Origin of the sequence: Bacillus cereus group sp. MG4, assembly GCF_040460055.1 — a bacterium.
GTDB lineage: Bacteria > Bacillota > Bacilli > Bacillales > Bacillaceae_G > Bacillus_A > Bacillus_A wiedmannii.
In genome coordinates this window covers 3850687-3868729 of record NZ_JARVGZ010000001.1, presented here as the reverse complement: position 1 = coordinate 3868729, position 18043 = coordinate 3850687, and the positions used below count along the sequence as shown (strand labels likewise).

Here is an 18043-nt window from a genome sequence, read left to right as displayed (position 1 = left end):
AGCAAATTTCTGAAGTGAACCCCGAAAACGGGACACCAATCAAAACACCTAAACCACTTGTTCCCTAAATTCTTTAGGGGATAGGTGGTTTAATTTTTCTTGAATTCGCACACAATTGTAGTAATGAATGTATTCTAGCACAATCTTTCGCACAGTTGTGTTGGATACTTTTGTTATCTCTTGTGAATAGAAAGCTTCACTTTTCAAATGACCAAAGAAGCTTTCCATGACGGCATTATCATGGCAATTTCCTCTCCGGGACATGCTGGTGATAATGCCGTTTTCTTTGGCATACGCTTGAAATTCTTTTGCTGTATAAATACTTCCTTGATCCGAGTGAAGAAGGACATCTTTTACTCTTCGCCCTCTCATTGCTTGTTTCAATGTCTTCATCGCTAATGCCAGTGTTTGTGATTCGCTGATGACACAACTAATAATTTCACGATTAAAGGCATCCATGATCGTTGATAAATACAAGGTACGCTCTCCAAATAAGAGATACGTCACATCTGTAAACCACTTGTCATTTGGTCTGGATGCATCGAATTCACGCTCCAATCGATGAGGGGCTACCATTGGTTCCGCACCATTGATATATTTCTTTTTCTTTCGACGTACTTTTGAAAGAATGTGATTTTGTCTCATGATTCGTAATACTTTTTTATGATTAACACACAGTCCCATTTTTTGAAGAGTAGCCGTCACTCTTCGATATCCATACCGAAATTTATGCCTAAGACAGACGTCCTTTACTTTCTCTTCTATATCATCTTTCCGATCTTCCGTTCGTTGTAACCAGCGATAAAATGTGGAACGGGGTAATTCTAATACGTTACACAATTCTTTTATCGTTATTTTTGTTTTTACATTTTTCCATAAAGTAACTACAGTTTCTGGTTTCAGCCCCTTTCGATTTCCAGATACTTTCCCCATACAAGTAATTTTGTTTTTAGATGCTTATTTTCTAAACGTAGTTGTTCTAATTCACTGAGCTCTTTTGGTCCTTTTCCATAAGAATATTGTTTTCCTATAGGTTGTTGAAAACGATACGTTTGATCTGTACGATACCATTTCATCCATGTCTTAATTTGGGAAACATTTTTAATTCCGAGTTTCTCCATAATTGTACGATTTGAATAACCATCTTTCTTCATTTCAATTACTTTCCACTTTGTTTCTTCTGGGTAATGAACTCTTGTCGTCATACGAAAAAACACCTCCATTGAATTTGCATACTTAGTATGCGAATTCAGGAGGTGTTTTTTTCATGTACCACTATTCGGGTTCACTTCATTTCAGTTTGCTTGGTTTTTTACTTTAATTCATTATTTTCATATGTTCAATTGGATAATAAATTGCCGCTAATTCTCCTAATACATCTTCTCTATCAATAAGTCCTAAACCATTTCTACTATCTCTGCTTATTAGGCGATTATCTCCCATAACAAAAATCTTATTTTTAGGAACTGTAATCGGTCCAAAGTCCTCTGTTAAATTCATAAGTTTTTTTTCAGCTTGTTTTTTATTACTATACAAATACGCTTCCTGTGTCACTTCATGATTCACATATAATTGATCATTTCTCACCTCGATTACATCGCCAGGCAAACCAATAACCCTTTTCACATAAAAATTATCCGTCTTCACAACAATAATATCTTCTCTCCCATAACTTTCAAACTGCTTTGCTAACTTATTAACAATCAGCTTATCCCCATCTTGTAACGTCGGCTTCATGGACGCTCCTTTTACAGTCGTAGGAAAAAACACAAAAATTTTCGCTAAAAACACTAACAAACATGCAATTGCAATTGTTCCAAAGAATTCACGCAAACGTTTTTTCTTTTGCATCATTCCACCATCTCATCATCTTTTTACTTTTATTATAAGGAATTCAACTGTAAAATTTCCACAAAATTCTGAATTATATAATTGTAATATTACAAACTTAAAAATAACATCCTCATAAATTTATTATTTTTATATACCATAATCTATATTTATCTCACTATTTGCGAGCAGTAAAAAAGATCCCCTCAAAATAGTCTATCCACTATTTTGAGAGTATCTTTTTATATTCCCACATATACAATACACATTTGAGCCGCTACATATGTAAACCAAATCCAAAGTGGTTCATACTTTAATTTGCGCCCTCCAATATCTGTCACACCTATAATGAAATCAGAAATCACAAATAGTAAACCACCAAAAGCTGGTATCCACCATATTCCTGTATTCTCATAGTATAAGGCGAATGCAAAGCAAGCCATTCCTCCAACCCACAATCCGTAAATTAGAGCTCCTATCGTAAACAATTTATCTTGTTTATCATTTCGTATAAAAAAGAACCATCCTATAATTAGAAAGAGTCCATATACGAGTAACCCAATCCAAAAACCATTCCATGAAATGCCTGTTTGCAAAAATGCTTTTACATAAAAACAATGCGCAAGAGCGAAAGTAATCATTCCTCCAATTAACCTGTGACCAATTGGAATCAAACCTGCCATAAATAAATCTCCTACAGTCGATAACGTCATACCTAGTGCAACCCACGTACTATACGCTACTGATGGATCTTGTAACCATATCCAAATTGCACTTACTGTTAAAGAAAAACTAAGAATAAGACGCACCGCTAAAGGTAACGGCATATTATTTCTTGTTTTTTTTGTCTGCCCTATTGCGTACATTGCACCAATTAGAAAAAGAATTATTTGTGCAATTAACACCATGTAAAGTAGATTCATAATATGTTCTCCTCAATAAATACTTTTTGTATCTTTTTTCGTTACACCTAGTCTATTATCCTTTTTCTATACAAAAAAAGAAGAACAGTACTGTTCTTCCATTGTAATCGTTTTCTCTTCATCTATGCTACTTGTTTTTCTTGCTCCATTTTCTGCTTAGCTGGTGCTCGATTCACCACAATAATTCCCGCAGCTACACATGCTAAACCGAATAATACAAATGAATGAATTGCTTCTCCTAAAATCATGCTCGATAATAAAACACCAAATACGGGTATAAAGAACATGTACATTGATACTTTTCCAACCTTGTTGTACTTCATAATTGTATTCCAAATACAAAAGCCTGCTGCGGATAAGAAAGATAAATAGATAAGCATGAGTATTGCATGTATACTAAATGTAAATGGCATAACTCCAACTTGCAAAGCCCCTATACATAATAGTCCGATAGAACCAAAAATCATTTGGTATGCTGTCATATAGCCAATATCTAATGTTTTACTACCTTCTTTCGCCAATATATTCCCATATGAATACAACATTGCTGCACTCAGAAGTAATAAGCTACCGATTCCGAAATGGAATGACAAACTACCATCACTCGGTACATTTACTAAAATGACACCACAGAAGCCGATAGAAACTCCAATTACTTTTCTCACATTAAGAGCGTCATCTTTATATAAAAAATGCGCGAGTAAAATTTGAAAAAATGATGATGTTCCTGAAATGATAGCTCCTTCAATACCAGAGCTATAACTCATCCCAATATAAAAACATATATATTGAAGGAATGTTTGAAATAAACCAATTTGTACTAACTGCTTCCCCGTTCCTTTTTTGAAGTTCATATCTTTTCCTAACACTTTAAAGAAAAATATGAGCATTACTCCAGATAAAAAGAAACGATAACCAGCAAATAATATTTGCTCCCCAACTTCTTGTGGCTGAATTCCAAGTTCAGCATAACTTAATTTAATAAATGGGAATGCGCTCCCCCATAAAAAAGTCGCTACTATTGCAGCAATAAACACGCCAATCGGATGGGTAAAAAATTTCTCTGTCTTCACTTGTGGTCTTCCTTTCCGATCTTTTTACGAACAATATTCATATATACCAAAGGAAGTGTGAAAACACAAGTTTTCAGTTTATACGCAAACAAAAACATACCATCTAACGAAAACATATGCTATACTATAGAATAATTACAACATAATAACTATTAAAATCAGATTCAACAGAAATGCTGCTATCCATTATGGATGGCAGCTTTCGTCGTTTTATAGGGGTTTCGATTTTGATTCTTTTTCTCAATAAGAATTTGGAAGGAGCGAGTAGTAATGAACTCAGAAGTAAAAACATTACAAGTACAAAAGTCTATTTCTCATCCCTCTTTATGGGATACATTAAAGAAACATTATGAACTTATATTTGCAATCGCGTCTGGTATTTTCATTTTGGCTGGTTGGTTATTCACAAAGAACGATGTAATGAATGTAGGCATTACTTGCTATATCCTTGCTTATATAGTTGGTGGATATGCAAAAGCGAAAGAAGGTATTGAAGATACAATTGAAGAGAAAGAGCTCAATGTCGAAATGCTCATGCTCTTTGCTGCTATCGGTGCTGCAATCATTGGCTACTGGGCAGAAGGTGCAATTTTAATCTTTATCTTCGCACTAAGCGGTGCGATGGAATCTTATACATTAAGTAAAAGTCAAAAAGAAATCTCAGCGCTTCTTGATTTACAACCTGAAGAAGCATTACGTATTTCAAATGGAACTGAGGAACGTGTTCCTGTTAGACGATTACAAATTAACGACATTATTTTAATTAAGCCAGGTGAGCGCGTTCCTGCTGACGGTACGATTCATAATGGTGAAACAAATATCGATGAAGCCGCTATTACAGGGGAGCCTATTCCGAATGAGAAAAAATTCGGTGATGAAGTATTTGCCGGTACTGTAAATTTACGCGGTGCTATCGAAGTTAAAATTACGAAGCCGAGCGATCAAACATTATTCCAAAAGATTATCCGTCTCGTCCAAAGTGCACAAAGCGAAAAATCACCATCACAACTATTCATCGAAAAGTTTGAAGGAACATACGTAAAAGGGGTACTACTCGTTGTTGCGCTTATGATGTTCGTTCCTCATTTCGTACTTGACTGGAGCTGGAATGAAACGTTTTATCGCGCTATGATCTTACTTGTAGTCGCATCTCCTTGTGCACTCGTTGCTGCCATTACACCAGCAACATTATCTGCAATTTCTAACGGAGCAAGAAATGGAATTCTCTTTAAAGGTGGCATACATTTAGAACGCCTCGCTTCAGTAAAAGCGATCGCCTTTGATAAAACAGGCACATTAACAGAAGGTAAACCTACCGTAACAGATGTATATGTTCGAGAAAATATGACAGAAAAAGAAGTACTTTCTATTACAGCATCAATTGAAAGTCACTCTACACATCCTTTAGCGGAATCTATCGTTAAATATGCACAACATGCGTATGACATTACATTACAAAAACCAGAAAATGTTGAAGATGTAACTGGTTTTGGACTAAAAGGAATACTTGAAAACAAAGCTTATAAAATAGGTAAAGCTGATTTTATCGGGGAAGAAACAAAGACATTCCATAATGGTATTTCTGCTTCACTTGAAAAAGAAGGTAAAACTGTCGTTTATATTAGTGATGAAAAAGGTATTCTTGGGCTCATTGCTTTAAAAGATACACTTCGCCAAGAAACAATAACTGCTATTCGCGAATTACAAAGCATCGGTGTCGAAGCAATTATGATTACTGGAGATAATGAAGAAACAGCAAAAGCAATTGCCTCCGAAAGTAATATAAAGGAATATTACGCATCATGCTTACCAGAAACAAAAGTTGAAACAATTAAAAAGCTAAAAGAAAAATACGGGACGGTAGCAATGGTCGGAGATGGTATAAATGATGCCCCTGCACTCGCTACTGCTAGCATTGGTGTAGCAATGGGGGAAGGAACAGACGTAGCTTTAGAAACTGCAGACGTTGTACTTATGAAAAACGAATTATCTCGACTTTCCCAAGCAATCCGTTTATCAAAACGAATGAACCGTATTGTAAAGCAAAACGTAATCTTTTCACTAGCTGTAATCGCAATGCTGATTTGTTCAAACTTCTTGCAATTTTTAGCTCTTCCATTCGGTGTTATTGGACATGAAGGAAGTACGATTCTTGTCATTTTGAATGGCTTACGATTATTAAAAGGAAACAAATAAAAACGGGTCCCTCATAGAGGACCCGTTTTTTTCTAGTGGTAGCTATTATGCCCGTTCGCACTACTACTCGTTTTATGCTTTGGATGCGAACTACTCTTTTGTTTATTGTTATTTTTATTATTGTGATTCTTTTTATTATTACTCATGAAATATCCCCCCTGTTCCTTATTATTATGGAACAAGAAGTCACTTTTCATTACGGGAATTATTGTCACCCGTTCTATAATGATGGAGTAAACCATTAATTTCACCGCCAAGTAAAATTACCCACCCGGTTAAGTAGAACCATAACATTAAAATAATAATACCACCAAGACCACCATATGTATTGGCGTAATTTGCAAACTTATCTACATAATAAGCAAATGAGTACGATACCACAATCCATCCTACAGTAGCAAATATTGCTCCTGAAATGACTTCTCTTCTTTTTAACTTTCGATCTGGTGCAAACGTATATAAAAAACTAAACAATGCAAATAACACGAAGAAACTCGCTACTAACCGCGTAATACTCCACACGTAAGAAAAACTATCCGATAAACCAATTGCTTTAAATACCGCTGCCCCAATGACTTGTCCAAACACTGGAACAATTAGCGCAAACACAATCATAAAAATAATTGCTAATGTAAATACGATTGATAACGCTCTTGTTTTAATAAAAGAACGCGTTTCTGTTACATCGTACGCACGGTTGAATGCATTCATAACCGCATTTACCCCGTTTGAAGCAAACCATAGCATTGATAATAAACCAAATGATAATAAACCACCATTTTGCTCATTTACAACTTTATCAACGTTTACTTCAATTAAAGACATTGCATCTTCGGGTACGTACGGTTCTAATAAATTGAGCACACTTTCTGTTTGAAGGTCAATGAATCCAAGAAGCGTAATTAAGAAAACAAGCCCAGGAAAAATCGCAAGCAAGAAGAAATAAGCGAGCTGTGCTGCCAAGCCCGCTACATCATCGCGCATCGTCCGGTCATACAAATCTTTACCAAACGAATAAGTACGATTTCTTCTCACCTTTTCTAAAATTTTTCTCATATATGTTTAAACGCTTTTCTTCTCTTCTTTATCTTGCTTCAACTCAATGTACGCTTCAGTTTTTTTTTCCTCTACATTTGAGTCTTTTATAAACAATTCACGCGCTTCTTTCATACCACCATCTTCAGCAACTACTGGCTCTTCCTCTGCTTTCAGCTCATCTACCTTTGGAGATACAGCTTGAATTTCAATCGTTTCTGGCTTCTCTGCTGGCTCAACCTTTTTCTTACTAAAAATTTCTTTCGTTTCTTTTAACGTCTCTACAACAGACGGCGTCAATTTTTTAATTTCTGCTACTTTCGCTTTTACTACATTGAAGTCAGCAAGTTCGCGTCCTTTATCTGTAACAGTTTGCACTTTTTCTTTGATTTTTGCATTTTCACCAATTTCAATCATCTTTGTTTTTGCTTTTTCTGCTGTATTTTTTACTTTTTCACGGTTTTCTTTCTTTAACATAGATACAGCTACACCTGCAGCTACACCAATCGCAATGTTTCGAGCAATATTATTTTTCTTTGCCATATTCCTTCACCCTTTCATTTCTTATGTTAGAAAGTATTTCTTTCTAAGCTTCCTCATATTCCTTGTTCATTTCGAATGAAAGCTAATAGCTTTACACACCCTTCTGTTACAAGGTCATATACTTCTTGGAAATTCCCTGTATAGTAAGGGTCGGGAACGTCTGTCCAGCCACCGTCTGGAACAAAATCGGACAGCCTACCAATATAGCCTCCAGTTTTACCTAAACTTTTTAAATCTGCTATATTCTTGTTGTCCATGGCAATAATATAATCAAACTTTGTTAAGTCTTCTTTTTCTACTTGCCTTGCTTTAATTCCTTCAAAAGTGACTGCATTTTCTTGTAAAATTTTTTGTGTTCCTTTATGTGGCGGATGGCCAATATGCCACTCTCCAGTTCCTGCAGAATCAATGACAATTTTCTCTTCGAGTCCCTCTTTTACGACAAGATCTCGGAAAATCGCTTCTGCCATCGGAGAACGACAAATGTTCCCAAGACAAACAAACAATACTTGAACCATATTTTTGTTTCTTCCCTTCTTGGTGCATTTCTTAATATATACTTATAGTATAAACAACCAATTATTAATTATAAAGGAAATCCCTACTAATTTAATAGGATTGAAAAGATTTATTAACGAAAATGATAAAAAATGTTAAGATAGCTTTATGTTATTTTAAAGGGGGGACACTTCGGTGGATTTATCCGTAAAGTCAGAAGAAAATGTTGAATATATGGTTGAAGCTATTAAAGAAAAATTACGTATGGTTAATGCTGGAGCGATGAGAGCTGCTAGCTTTAATGAAGAAATGTACGAAGACTTACGTGACATCTATGAGCACGTTATGAAACGTGAAACATTCAGCATCAGTGAAATGCAAGCTATTACAGAAGAATTAGGTACATTAATTAAAAAGTAAAAAGCCTCACTATGGGGCTCTTTTTTATTTCCAACAAATTCATGACAACTCTTCTCTTTCCCTCAACCAACTGTAAAATATTGTACAATAGAAGTAGAACCTCATCTTAGATTTTTTCTCCATACATACTACTCACAAATAATAGCAACACTACCATTGCTAACTGTTTTTACTGGAGGTGCTTACTTATGAGCAATTGGTACAGTAAGACGAAAGATCAAACATTAATTGACTTAGAAACAAACGAACAACACGGTTTAACAGATGAAATTGTAAATGAACGTTTAAAGCAATACGGTTCTAATGAATTAGCTACAAAACAAAAACGCACGTTATGGCAGCGTATTTTCGCCCAAATTAATGACGTCCTCGTATATGTCCTTATTATTGCTGCCCTTATTTCTGCCTTTGTAGGTGAATGGGCTGATGCAAGTATTATCGCGCTCGTTGTAGTTTTAAACGCTGTTATTGGCGTCGTCCAAGAATCGAAAGCAGAACAAGCTTTAGAGGCATTGAAAAAGATGGCGACACCTAAAGCTATCGTCAAGCGAGATGGTGAACTAAAAGAAATTCCATCTGAACAAGTCGTTCCAGGTGATATTGTCATGCTGGATGCAGGACGTTATATCCCATGTGACTTGCGACTTATCGAAACCGCAAATTTAAAAGTTGAAGAATCTGCTCTAACTGGTGAATCTGTCCCTGTTGATAAAGATGCAATTTACCACCCTTCTATGCAAAGTGATGAGCAAGTACCGTTAGGCGATCAAAAAAATATGGCCTTTATGTCGACACTAGTAACATATGGGCGCGGAGTCGGTGTCGCTGTTGAAACTGGAATGAACTCACAAATTGGTAAGATTGCTACCCTTTTACATGAAGCCGACGATGATATGACACCACTTCAAAAGAGCTTAGCACAAGTCGGAAAGTATTTAGGCTTTGTCGCTGTATCTATTTGCGTCATTATGTTTATCATCGGTTTTTTACAAGGACGAGATACGTTAGAAATGTTTATGACTGCTATTAGTTTAGCCGTTGCAGCTATTCCAGAAGGCTTGCCGGCTATCGTTTCCATCGTTCTTGCAATTGGTGTGCAGCGAATGATTAAACAAAATGTTATCATTCGTAAACTACCAGCTGTCGAAGCTCTCGGTTCTGTCACAATTATTTGTTCAGATAAAACAGGTACGTTAACGCAAAATAAAATGACCGTTACTCACTTTTATAGTGATAACACATACGACCACTTAGAAAACTTAAATGTAAATAATGATGTACAACGTCTATTGTTAGAAAATATGGTGCTATGCAACGATGCGTCTTACGGTTCCGATTCACAAACAGGGGACCCTACAGAAATCGCCCTTCTCGTTGCCGGAAGCACTTTTAACATGCAAAAGGATCATTTAGAACAGATACATGAACGTGTTAACGAGCTACCTTTCGATTCAGATCGTAAAATGATGTCAACCGTTCATACATACGATGAAAGCTACTATAGCATGACAAAAGGTGCTATTGATAAACTCTTACCTCGATGTACCCACATATTTAAAAACGGTAAAATCGAGATTCTAACAGATGCTGATAAAAATCAAATATTAGAAGCTGCCGGGGCAATGTCTCAAGAGGCTTTAAGAGTACTTTCATTCGCATTTAAACAATACAATTCAAACGATGTGGTTATAGATCACCTTGAAGAAAATCTCATCTTTATCGGTCTTGTCGGTATGATTGATCCACCGCGAACTGAAGTAAAAGATTCCATTACAGAATGTAAAAAAGCCGGTATTCGCACAGTTATGATTACTGGTGACCATAAAGATACCGCCTTTGCAATTGCCAAAGAACTTGGTATTGCTAAAGAAAAATCTGAAATTATGATTGGAACTGAATTAGATAATATTCCAGATACAGAACTAGCAAGCAAAATTAATCACTTAAATGTATTCGCTAGGGTCTCTCCGGAACATAAAGTAAAGATTGTAAAAGCATTACGTGCAAAAGGAAATATCGTTTCTATGACTGGTGATGGTGTTAATGATGCCCCATCCTTAAAACAAGCAGATGTTGGCGTAGCGATGGGCATTACAGGGACAGATGTTGCAAAAGGGGCAGCGGATGTAGTGTTAACTGATGATAATTTCTCATCTATCGTGAAAGCTGTTGAGGAAGGTAGAAATATTTATCGTAACATAAAAAAATCAATTCTCTTCTTACTCTCTTGTAACTTTGGAGAAATTATCGCTTTATTTTTGGCGATTTTACTCGGTTGGGCAACACCACTACGGCCTATTCACATTTTGTGGGTAAATTTAATTACCGATACACTACCTGCATTATCACTTGGAGTTGATCCTGAAGATCCAGATGTTATGAAAGAAAAACCACGACATGCGAAAGAAAGCTTGTTTAGTGGTAGCGTTCCTTTTCTTATTTTCAATGGGGCTGTCATTGGACTTTTAACGTTAGCAGCCTTTATCGCCGGGGCAAAATTCTATACCGGAGATACAAATTTATTTCCTCTTTTCCCAGAGAAAATTGATGAAGATGCTCTATTACACGCTCAAACGATGGCATTTGTCGTTCTTAGTTTTTCTCAGCTCGTTCATTCATTTAACTTGCGTTCAAGAACGAAATCCATTTTTTCAATTGGGATTTTTACAAATAAATATTTAGTCTTCTCCCTTCTTATTGGTGTTCTTATGCAAGTTTGTATCATCTCCATCCCACCTCTTGCAAATATATTCGGTGTACATGCATTAACGATGCGAGATTGGGGATTTGTTCTCTTATTAAGTATCATTCCACTTGTTGTGAATGAGATCATTAAATTAGTAAAGAGAAACTAAGAGGCAATGAGGATTATTCCTCATTGCCTTTTCATTTATTTCACTATTTGTGGGAGATGTCCCCGCTGATTAAAGTTTCACTTTATCCTTGTAATTCTTTTTTTATGTTCTCTGTTAACGTAGCCATACGCTTGCGGCTTTCTTCACGCTCACGTTTATTTTGCTCTTCAATTTGTTTTGTTTCTTGCATACCTCTTGAAATAATGTTCCAAGTTTCCTCAAGTGTTTCCATCTTAATACTAGAAGAACCTGATAATCTCGCTACTTCCACACTTTGCGTTGCGATATTTTGTGCATTTTTCTTAAGTAATTCATTTGTACGACGATCAAGTTCAGCCATAGAATCTGCAACAAGCTTTTGACGTTTCGCATTTACCGCTTGAATAATACCATTTTTAAAGATAGGAATCGTTGTAATAAATGCTGTATTGATTTTACCAATTAATTTATTATTACCACGTTGAACCATACGAATTTGTGGTGCTGTAAGTAGCGCAACCATACGTGCTTTTTCTAAATCATCAATGCGCTGCTCTAAAATTTCAACAGAGTTTTTCAGTGATTCTAATTCAATACCTGCTAATTGGTCATTGTTACGCACACGCTCTTCGTACATTGGAACCAACTCTGTATTTAAACGCTCTAATAACATTTCCCCTGCTACTACATACTTTTCTAAGTCTAAATAATATTTTAAATTTTGCTCATATAAACCATCTAATGTACCGATTGATTTTTTCATTTCATCTTGATACTTTGTAATTTCTACGTATACTTTATCCATTTCGCGACCCATTGTTTGGTACTTACTAAAGATCTGTTCAATCATTTTATCAGCTTTTTTGAACATACGTGAGAAGAAACCGCTTTTCTCTTCCGCAAAGTCTTTGCTATCGAATCTGTCCATAATTTTACCAAGTTGTTTTAATAATTCTCCAGAGTCTTCTATTTTTGATAAAGACATTGTATGTAAAATTTGATCAGCGAAACGTGAAATTTCCATAGATGGTTCTTTTCCAAGCTCGATTAATTCTAACTGATCTTTAATATCTACTGCATTATAAATACGTTGTACTTCTGCATCTTGTCTAAGTTGTAAACGAACATCTTGTGCCGTTTGCTCATTTAATTCTGTTTTCGAATCTAGTATGACTGGGTTATTCATATGGCATTCTCCCTTTCCTTATAAAAATGGACGAAATAGTCCTTTTATTGTTTGTGATAAATTTTTATAGGCTGATGAACCATGAAACTCAAGATCGAAATTAACTTCTTCAAGCCAATGGGAATCAAATGCTCCTGCTTCAATATACGGTTCAATATCATTTCTCCCTGTTGGATTAAAGTGGAATACATCTACCCCAATTTGATTTAAAAATAATAATAAAACAGCATCCGAACGGCTTAATTCTCCGCTCTTCTCATTATTAAATATAACAATTTTCGGTACTTCTTGCGAGTAATCAAATTTCTCAAGTTGCTCTAAAATGTTCGGCGGTATTTGAGAAAGCTGTGCGAAAACATACAGTGCTACATCTTGTTTCGTCTCTTTCGCAATGGGTTTACACATTTCACTTTCGCACGTATGGATGATCGCCTCTGCAATACCATGTTGCAATCCTTCTGGCAAACGTTTATGTGGCCACCAATGACTGTTCATAATTAAATCAGGGTGTAATTTCCCCCCGCGGTCTAATGCATCTCGGTAATGATATTGGAAATTCGCTTTTTGTTCTTTCGTAAACGGAAATGTATTAATTAATAAACTGTTATCAAATGATGTAATAGCCTTTAATCGTTGAAAATATTCTTTATCATTCTTTGAAACACCTGATATTTTCGCAAATAAAGAAGGGATATAAATGTGTTTATTCTCAACAAAGAATGTTGGACGCACAAATGCTTTTTCTTTCGTAATTAAAAAGAGTTCATCATACGTTGTTTTGAGCGTACGAGCTACAGGCGTATAGGAACGAAATTGCCATGGCTTGTACAGCAGTGAGTTATCGTGGTGAAGTACTTGTTCAATTTCTTTTGAAGCCTGATACGCTACTGTGGCAACTCGCTCACGGCGGCGATCTGGAAATGGCTCAAGAGAAATCCGACCTGGATGAGACACAACAAAACTTCTTCCTTCCTCATCAACATTCTCAAATCCATCTTTTCCTTCTGGGTGATAATAAAGTACATCGCAACCGAGCATAATAAGAAAGTATAAGAAATATATACGGCTTTCCTGTGCATCACCGTACCAAATAATGCGCGGCATTTGTTTCTTATAATTAATCGTAGAGAACCACTTCGCTACGTAATTGTCACTTAACTTAATCATATCGATTAAGAAACGACGGAATCCTTCTGTTTTTAATGATTGGTTATGTTGTTTTTCATACAATTTCAATACAGAAATAAACGTCGTATGTATATAATGCTGTAAGTCAGGATTGTCTACTTGTGGTAATAGTTGTTTTCCAGACAGATGGGCGACAAGCCTATTTACTGTAAGGCCATTCGGTGCTTCTTGATGTAATGTAAAAACTTCTTGAATATGGCGCAGTTTTTCGGGATCAATCACCTTATTTAAATTTTGTTCATGCAAAACCACGATCCCTTTCACTTCGCTATAATCAAATAGCTCATTGAAATATTCATCTACATCATTAGGAACACCAAGAATACGAGTTGCTATATAACTAAACTTCATCTCATTCTCTGTCAGTTCATATTGTGGGCGTTTTTCTAAAAGCGCTTCAAATTGCTTTAAATCTAATTCGTCTTTTAATGCACATGGTTGAAGTGTAAAACGTGAAAACACAACAGTTCACCTCCAAAAACATTTACTTTTTTATAAAGTCTCTCTTCTATTATAAACTATTTTTAGTTATAAAAAATGGGCGCTCGCATAACGAGCAAACCCATTTCAATTATTTATGATTATTTTTAGTAGCTGCAACTTCTTCTTTAGCTTGTCCAGAATTCTTCATGTAGTGAAGTATAAACGTTGCTCCAAATGCTACAACTAAAATAATAAAGAATAGCGTATGGCTTACTTCAATATGAATAACAGACAGTAACATTTTTGCTGCAATAATTAAGATTAAAATATATGCTGTCGTTTCAAGTTCTGGAATACGCTCTAACAATTTTAAGAATACGCCAGCGATACCGCGCATCATTAAAATACCGAGCATTCCACCTAATAATAGAATCCAAACTTCATTTGATACACCAAATGCAGCAAGTACGCTATCTACAGAGAACGCGATATCCATTAATTCAACCATCGCAACTGTTCCCCAGAAGACACCAAACATTCTGAAGAGAATACTGTTTTGGTTCATACCATGAGCTTCATCTTCTTCTGCATTACCTTTTCTTTTATCAATGAAGTATTTAACTGAAAGCCATGCTAAGTAAAGTGCACCTAACACTTTTACCCATGCTAATTTAATTAAGAACATTCCAATTCCAATTGCAATAAATCGAAATACATAAGCTCCAATAAGTCCATAGAATAATGCTTTTTTACGTTTTTCTTCCGGAAGGTGTTTTACCATTACTGCTAGTACAAGTGCATTATCAGCAGATAACAACCCTTCAAGTACAACAAGTGTACCTATTAATCCCCAAGATACTGGATCCTGCAACACTTTAATCCACATGTCCAAGTCGAAAAACTGAGCATACGTATCAAGGATTCCTTGCAAAATACTCATCTTACCTTTATCCCCTATTCTTTGCTAGATTTATAGAAAGGTCAAAAAAAGGAAACGAATATCGTTTCCTTTCTATGCATCCAAGCCATACGCTCTTACAAGCGCACCTAATCCACCTTGGAATCCACTTCCTACTGCATTAAACTTCCACTGTCCATTATGACGGTATAATTCACAAAAGACAACTGCTGTTTCAATGGAGAAATCTTCCCCTAAATCAAAACGAAGAACTTCTTCATTCGTTTCTTCATTCGCTAAACGAACGAACGCATTTCCTACTTGTCCAAAGTTTTGACTACGACCTTCCGCATCATAAATCGTAACTGTAATAGCAATTCTGTGCACATCTGCTGGAACTTTCTTCAAGTCCACAACAAGTTGCTCATCATCGCCTTCACCTTCACCTGTGCGGTTATCTCCTGTATGTAGAACAGAACCACAAGGAGACTGTAAATTGTTATAGAAGATAAAATCAGTTTCCTTCGTACATTTTCCGTTCGCATCTAATAAAAAGGCAGATGCATCTAAATCGAAATCTGATCCACCGTCATAAGATTTAAAGTCCCATCCAAGACCAATTACTGCTTTTGTTAAACCAGGGCTTGTCTTACCTAAATCAATTTTCTGTCCTTTTTGCAATTGAATAACCATCTATATTCACCTCTATATTTTAATCTTAAAAAATATATCCATCAGTAAACATCTGTTTCACCGATGGATATATCAATCTATTACTCTACATCTAAACCGAAATTACTACATAGAGACGCTAATCCACCTTGGAATCCACTTCCGATTGCATTGAACTTCCAGTCACCTGCATGACGATATAATTCCCCTACTACAACAGCTGTTTCAATAGAGAAATCTTCTCCTAAATCGTAACGAATTAACTCTGCATTCTTTTCTTCATCTAAAATACGTACGAAAGAGTTAGAAACTTGTCCGAAGTTTTGGCTACGACCTTCTCCATCGTAAATTGTGATTGAGAAACAAATACGTTCGATATGTGCAGGTACATTTTTTAAATCTACTTTAATCGATTCGTCATCGCCTTCACCTTCACCAGTTCGGTTATCTCCTAAATGCTCGACAGCACCATTCGCACCTTTTGGATTATTATAGAAGACGAAATCCTCTGCACCTGAAACTTTACCGTTAGCACCTACTAAGAAAATACTAACATCTAAATCGAAATCGTTTTGTCCGTCATAACGATTCGTATCCCAACCAAGTCCTACAAGAACTTTTGAAAGACCTGGATTTGTTTTTGTTAAGTCTACCTTTTGTCCCTTTTTCAATGAAATTGATGCCATATTCAATTCCTCCTCGGTTTATTTTATTGATAACGTGATACAATCTCACTTAAGTTTTTATCTTGTGTGCCTTCTCCAACAGCTGAAAACTTCCATTCACTTCCGTGGCGATACATTTCACCTGCAATTAGAGTCGTTTTGCCAACATAATTATCCGATAAATTATAGCGTGCTAATTCTTCACCAGTTTGCGGGTTTTGAATACGAATATATGCATTACGAATCATCCCGAAATCTTGACGACGATTTACACAGTCATAAATATTTACAACGAATACTAAACGATTAATACGGCTCGGAACTTTATGTAATTCTACGAAAATTGTTTCGTCGTCACCAGCGCCTTCACCTGTTAAATTATCTCCTGAATGAATAATACTACCACAAGTAGAAAGTTTGTTTCCGAAGTAAACTAAATCGTTTTTGTTTAAAAAGCGATCCCCTTCTAACATAACAACAGATGCATCACAATCTACATTCGGTTTACTTCCAAATAATGAAGACAGAAACCCACCTGATTGTCCAATTGGATCCCAGCCTAAGCCAACCTGTAGTTTTGCTACTTTTGGTTGTCCTTTCGTTAAATCGATCTTTTGACCTTTTTCTAAAATAATAGGCATGAAGTTTCTTCCTTTCTACAAAGCATTTTCCTAATCGGAAAATATTGTATTCTTCTCTTATATTGTAGCATTATTTATCTATTGAGAAAAAGAATAAATTCTCAATTATATGAAAACACCTATATCATTTATTTATATTGATGTAAGAAGTGGTAAATCGAACCAATCATTCCTGCGTGATTACGATTTTGTGCGATTTTAATCTCGCAATTACTATAAATCTCAGGATTTAAATATTTTCGTACCTCTTCCTTTACTTCTTCTAAAAATCGATTACCTCTATTAGTAATCCCTCCACCAATAATAATTACTTTTGGATTGAAGATATAAGCAAGATTACTAATTCCAATGGCTAAATGTTTAAAGAATATTCGAACGGCATGTATAACTTCTTTATCCTTCTGATCATATAATTCAAAAATTTTTTCACCGTTCCAATTCCCGCTACCTTTATACTTCCGCACAAGAGAAATTAACCCTGAAATCGAGGCAACCTCTTCAAATTGTTTCCCTTCGATCAACATATTGCCCCATTCACCAGCACTAAATGAATGACCTCTGTACAGTTTTTTATTAATAACAATAGCTCCCCCTATTCCCGTTCCAAGGGTAAGCATAATGCAATTATTTTCATCTCTTCCAACACCTTGCCACATCTCTCCAAACAAAGCACAATTGACATCATTTTCAATGGATATAGGAACTTTTAATACAGCTTGTAATCTATCAATAATAGGAATACCAGCATAGCGTGGAATATGATCCACGCCGCCAGTTATGATTCCTCTATGAATATCTACAATTCCGGCTGTACTAATACCGATTCCAGAAACAACATGTTCATTCATTAATTGCACCGCCAAGCTAATAATCTTTTGAACGATTTGTTCCCCACCTAAATGGGCCTCTGTTAATGTAGTTTCGTGATTTAGTAATATCCCAGATTTTGAAATAATCCCATATTTAATCTGTGTGCCACCAATATCAAATGCGATATATTTTTTCACACTGTCACTTC

The 18043-nt window shown here is 35.7% G+C and carries 17 protein-coding genes; 3 read left to right on the top strand and 14 right to left on the bottom strand.

Annotated elements, in window-relative coordinates:
- Window positions 1–48: 48 nt before the first annotated feature.
- From QCI41_RS20290 to QCI41_RS20275, 4 genes are all read right to left on the bottom strand, one after another.
- A protein-coding gene (locus tag QCI41_RS20290) for an IS3 family transposase (protein WP_353836606.1) occupies window positions 49–1205 on the bottom strand; the annotation gives its coding sequence in 2 pieces (ribosomal slippage) (window positions 49–953 and window positions 953–1205; 1158 coding nt in all).
- A gap of 112 nt (window positions 1206–1317) precedes the next feature.
- The gene (lepB, locus tag QCI41_RS20285; protein WP_000983292.1) at window positions 1318–1854 is read right to left on the bottom strand and encodes a signal peptidase I; all 537 of its coding nucleotides are present in this window, start codon (window positions 1852–1854) and stop codon (window positions 1318–1320) included.
- A 218-nt stretch (window positions 1855–2072) separates the two neighbouring features.
- Window positions 2073–2753 carry a lysoplasmalogenase gene (locus QCI41_RS20280; RefSeq protein ID WP_353836827.1) on the bottom strand — a complete coding sequence of 227 codons (681 nt, stop codon included), beginning with the start codon at window positions 2751–2753 and terminating at the stop codon, window positions 2073–2075.
- Between the two features lie 122 nt (window positions 2754–2875).
- On the bottom strand, window positions 2876–3826 hold the full coding sequence (locus QCI41_RS20275) for a DMT family transporter (RefSeq protein ID WP_353836828.1): 951 nt from the start codon (window positions 3824–3826) through the stop codon (window positions 2876–2878).
- Between the two features lie 270 nt (window positions 3827–4096).
- On the opposite strand from QCI41_RS20275, the gene QCI41_RS20270 reads away from it, so the two are divergent.
- Complete coding sequence (locus QCI41_RS20270) at window positions 4097–6022, top strand: heavy metal translocating P-type ATPase (protein ID WP_353836829.1); 1926 nt, start codon at window positions 4097–4099, stop codon at window positions 6020–6022.
- A 186-nt stretch (window positions 6023–6208) separates the two neighbouring features.
- Here the strand turns inward: QCI41_RS20270 and QCI41_RS20265 are convergent, their stop codons facing one another.
- The 3 genes from QCI41_RS20265 to QCI41_RS20255 are packed head-to-tail and all read right to left on the bottom strand — an operon-like array spanning window position 6209 to window position 8118.
- Window positions 6209–7078, bottom strand: coding sequence for a YihY/virulence factor BrkB family protein (locus QCI41_RS20265; RefSeq protein ID WP_001226528.1), 870 nt, complete (start codon window positions 7076–7078; stop codon window positions 6209–6211).
- A gap of 6 nt (window positions 7079–7084) precedes the next feature.
- Window positions 7085–7600: a DUF4075 domain-containing protein gene (locus QCI41_RS20260; RefSeq protein WP_046958164.1), complete on the bottom strand. Its 516-nt coding sequence runs from the start codon at window positions 7598–7600 to the stop codon at window positions 7085–7087.
- A 53-nt stretch (window positions 7601–7653) separates the two neighbouring features.
- Entirely contained in the window at window positions 7654–8118 is a 465-nt protein-coding gene (locus tag QCI41_RS20255; RefSeq protein WP_353836830.1) for a low molecular weight protein-tyrosine-phosphatase, read from the bottom strand.
- A 175-nt stretch (window positions 8119–8293) separates the two neighbouring features.
- On the opposite strand from QCI41_RS20255, the gene QCI41_RS20250 reads away from it, so the two are divergent.
- Together QCI41_RS20250 and QCI41_RS20245 are read left to right on the top strand one after the other, a co-directional pair.
- A complete protein-coding gene (locus QCI41_RS20250; RefSeq protein ID WP_000366197.1) occupies window positions 8294–8518 on the top strand; it encodes a DUF1128 domain-containing protein in 225 nt (74 codons plus the stop codon).
- 188 nt (window positions 8519–8706) lie between these two features.
- Window positions 8707–11373: a cation-translocating P-type ATPase gene (locus tag QCI41_RS20245; RefSeq protein WP_060486922.1), complete on the top strand. Its 2667-nt coding sequence runs from the start codon at window positions 8707–8709 to the stop codon at window positions 11371–11373.
- Between the two features lie 82 nt (window positions 11374–11455).
- Here QCI41_RS20245 and QCI41_RS20240 read toward each other — a convergent pair whose 3' ends face one another.
- The 7 genes from QCI41_RS20240 to QCI41_RS20210 all read right to left on the bottom strand — a co-directional run bounded on the left by QCI41_RS20240 (window position 11456) and on the right by QCI41_RS20210 (window position 18032).
- Window positions 11456–12538: a toxic anion resistance protein gene (locus QCI41_RS20240; RefSeq protein ID WP_001064401.1), complete on the bottom strand. Its 1083-nt coding sequence runs from the start codon at window positions 12536–12538 to the stop codon at window positions 11456–11458.
- A gap of 18 nt (window positions 12539–12556) precedes the next feature.
- On the bottom strand, window positions 12557–14188 hold the full coding sequence (locus QCI41_RS20235) for a YceG family protein (protein WP_060486921.1): 1632 nt from the start codon (window positions 14186–14188) through the stop codon (window positions 12557–12559).
- Between the two features lie 109 nt (window positions 14189–14297).
- Window positions 14298–15089: a TerC family protein gene (locus QCI41_RS20230; RefSeq protein WP_353836831.1), complete on the bottom strand. Its 792-nt coding sequence runs from the start codon at window positions 15087–15089 to the stop codon at window positions 14298–14300.
- Window positions 15090–15161: 72 nt separating this feature from the next.
- Complete coding sequence (locus tag QCI41_RS20225) at window positions 15162–15740, bottom strand: TerD family protein (protein WP_353836832.1); 579 nt, start codon at window positions 15738–15740, stop codon at window positions 15162–15164.
- A gap of 80 nt (window positions 15741–15820) precedes the next feature.
- Window positions 15821–16405: a TerD family protein gene (locus tag QCI41_RS20220; protein ID WP_353836833.1), complete on the bottom strand. Its 585-nt coding sequence runs from the start codon at window positions 16403–16405 to the stop codon at window positions 15821–15823.
- 23 nt (window positions 16406–16428) lie between these two features.
- Entirely contained in the window at window positions 16429–17025 is a 597-nt protein-coding gene (locus tag QCI41_RS20215) for a TerD family protein (protein ID WP_151623674.1), read from the bottom strand.
- A 128-nt stretch (window positions 17026–17153) separates the two neighbouring features.
- Complete coding sequence (locus tag QCI41_RS20210) at window positions 17154–18032, bottom strand: ROK family protein (protein ID WP_048542154.1); 879 nt, start codon at window positions 18030–18032, stop codon at window positions 17154–17156.
- Window positions 18033–18043: the final 11 nt, after the last annotated feature.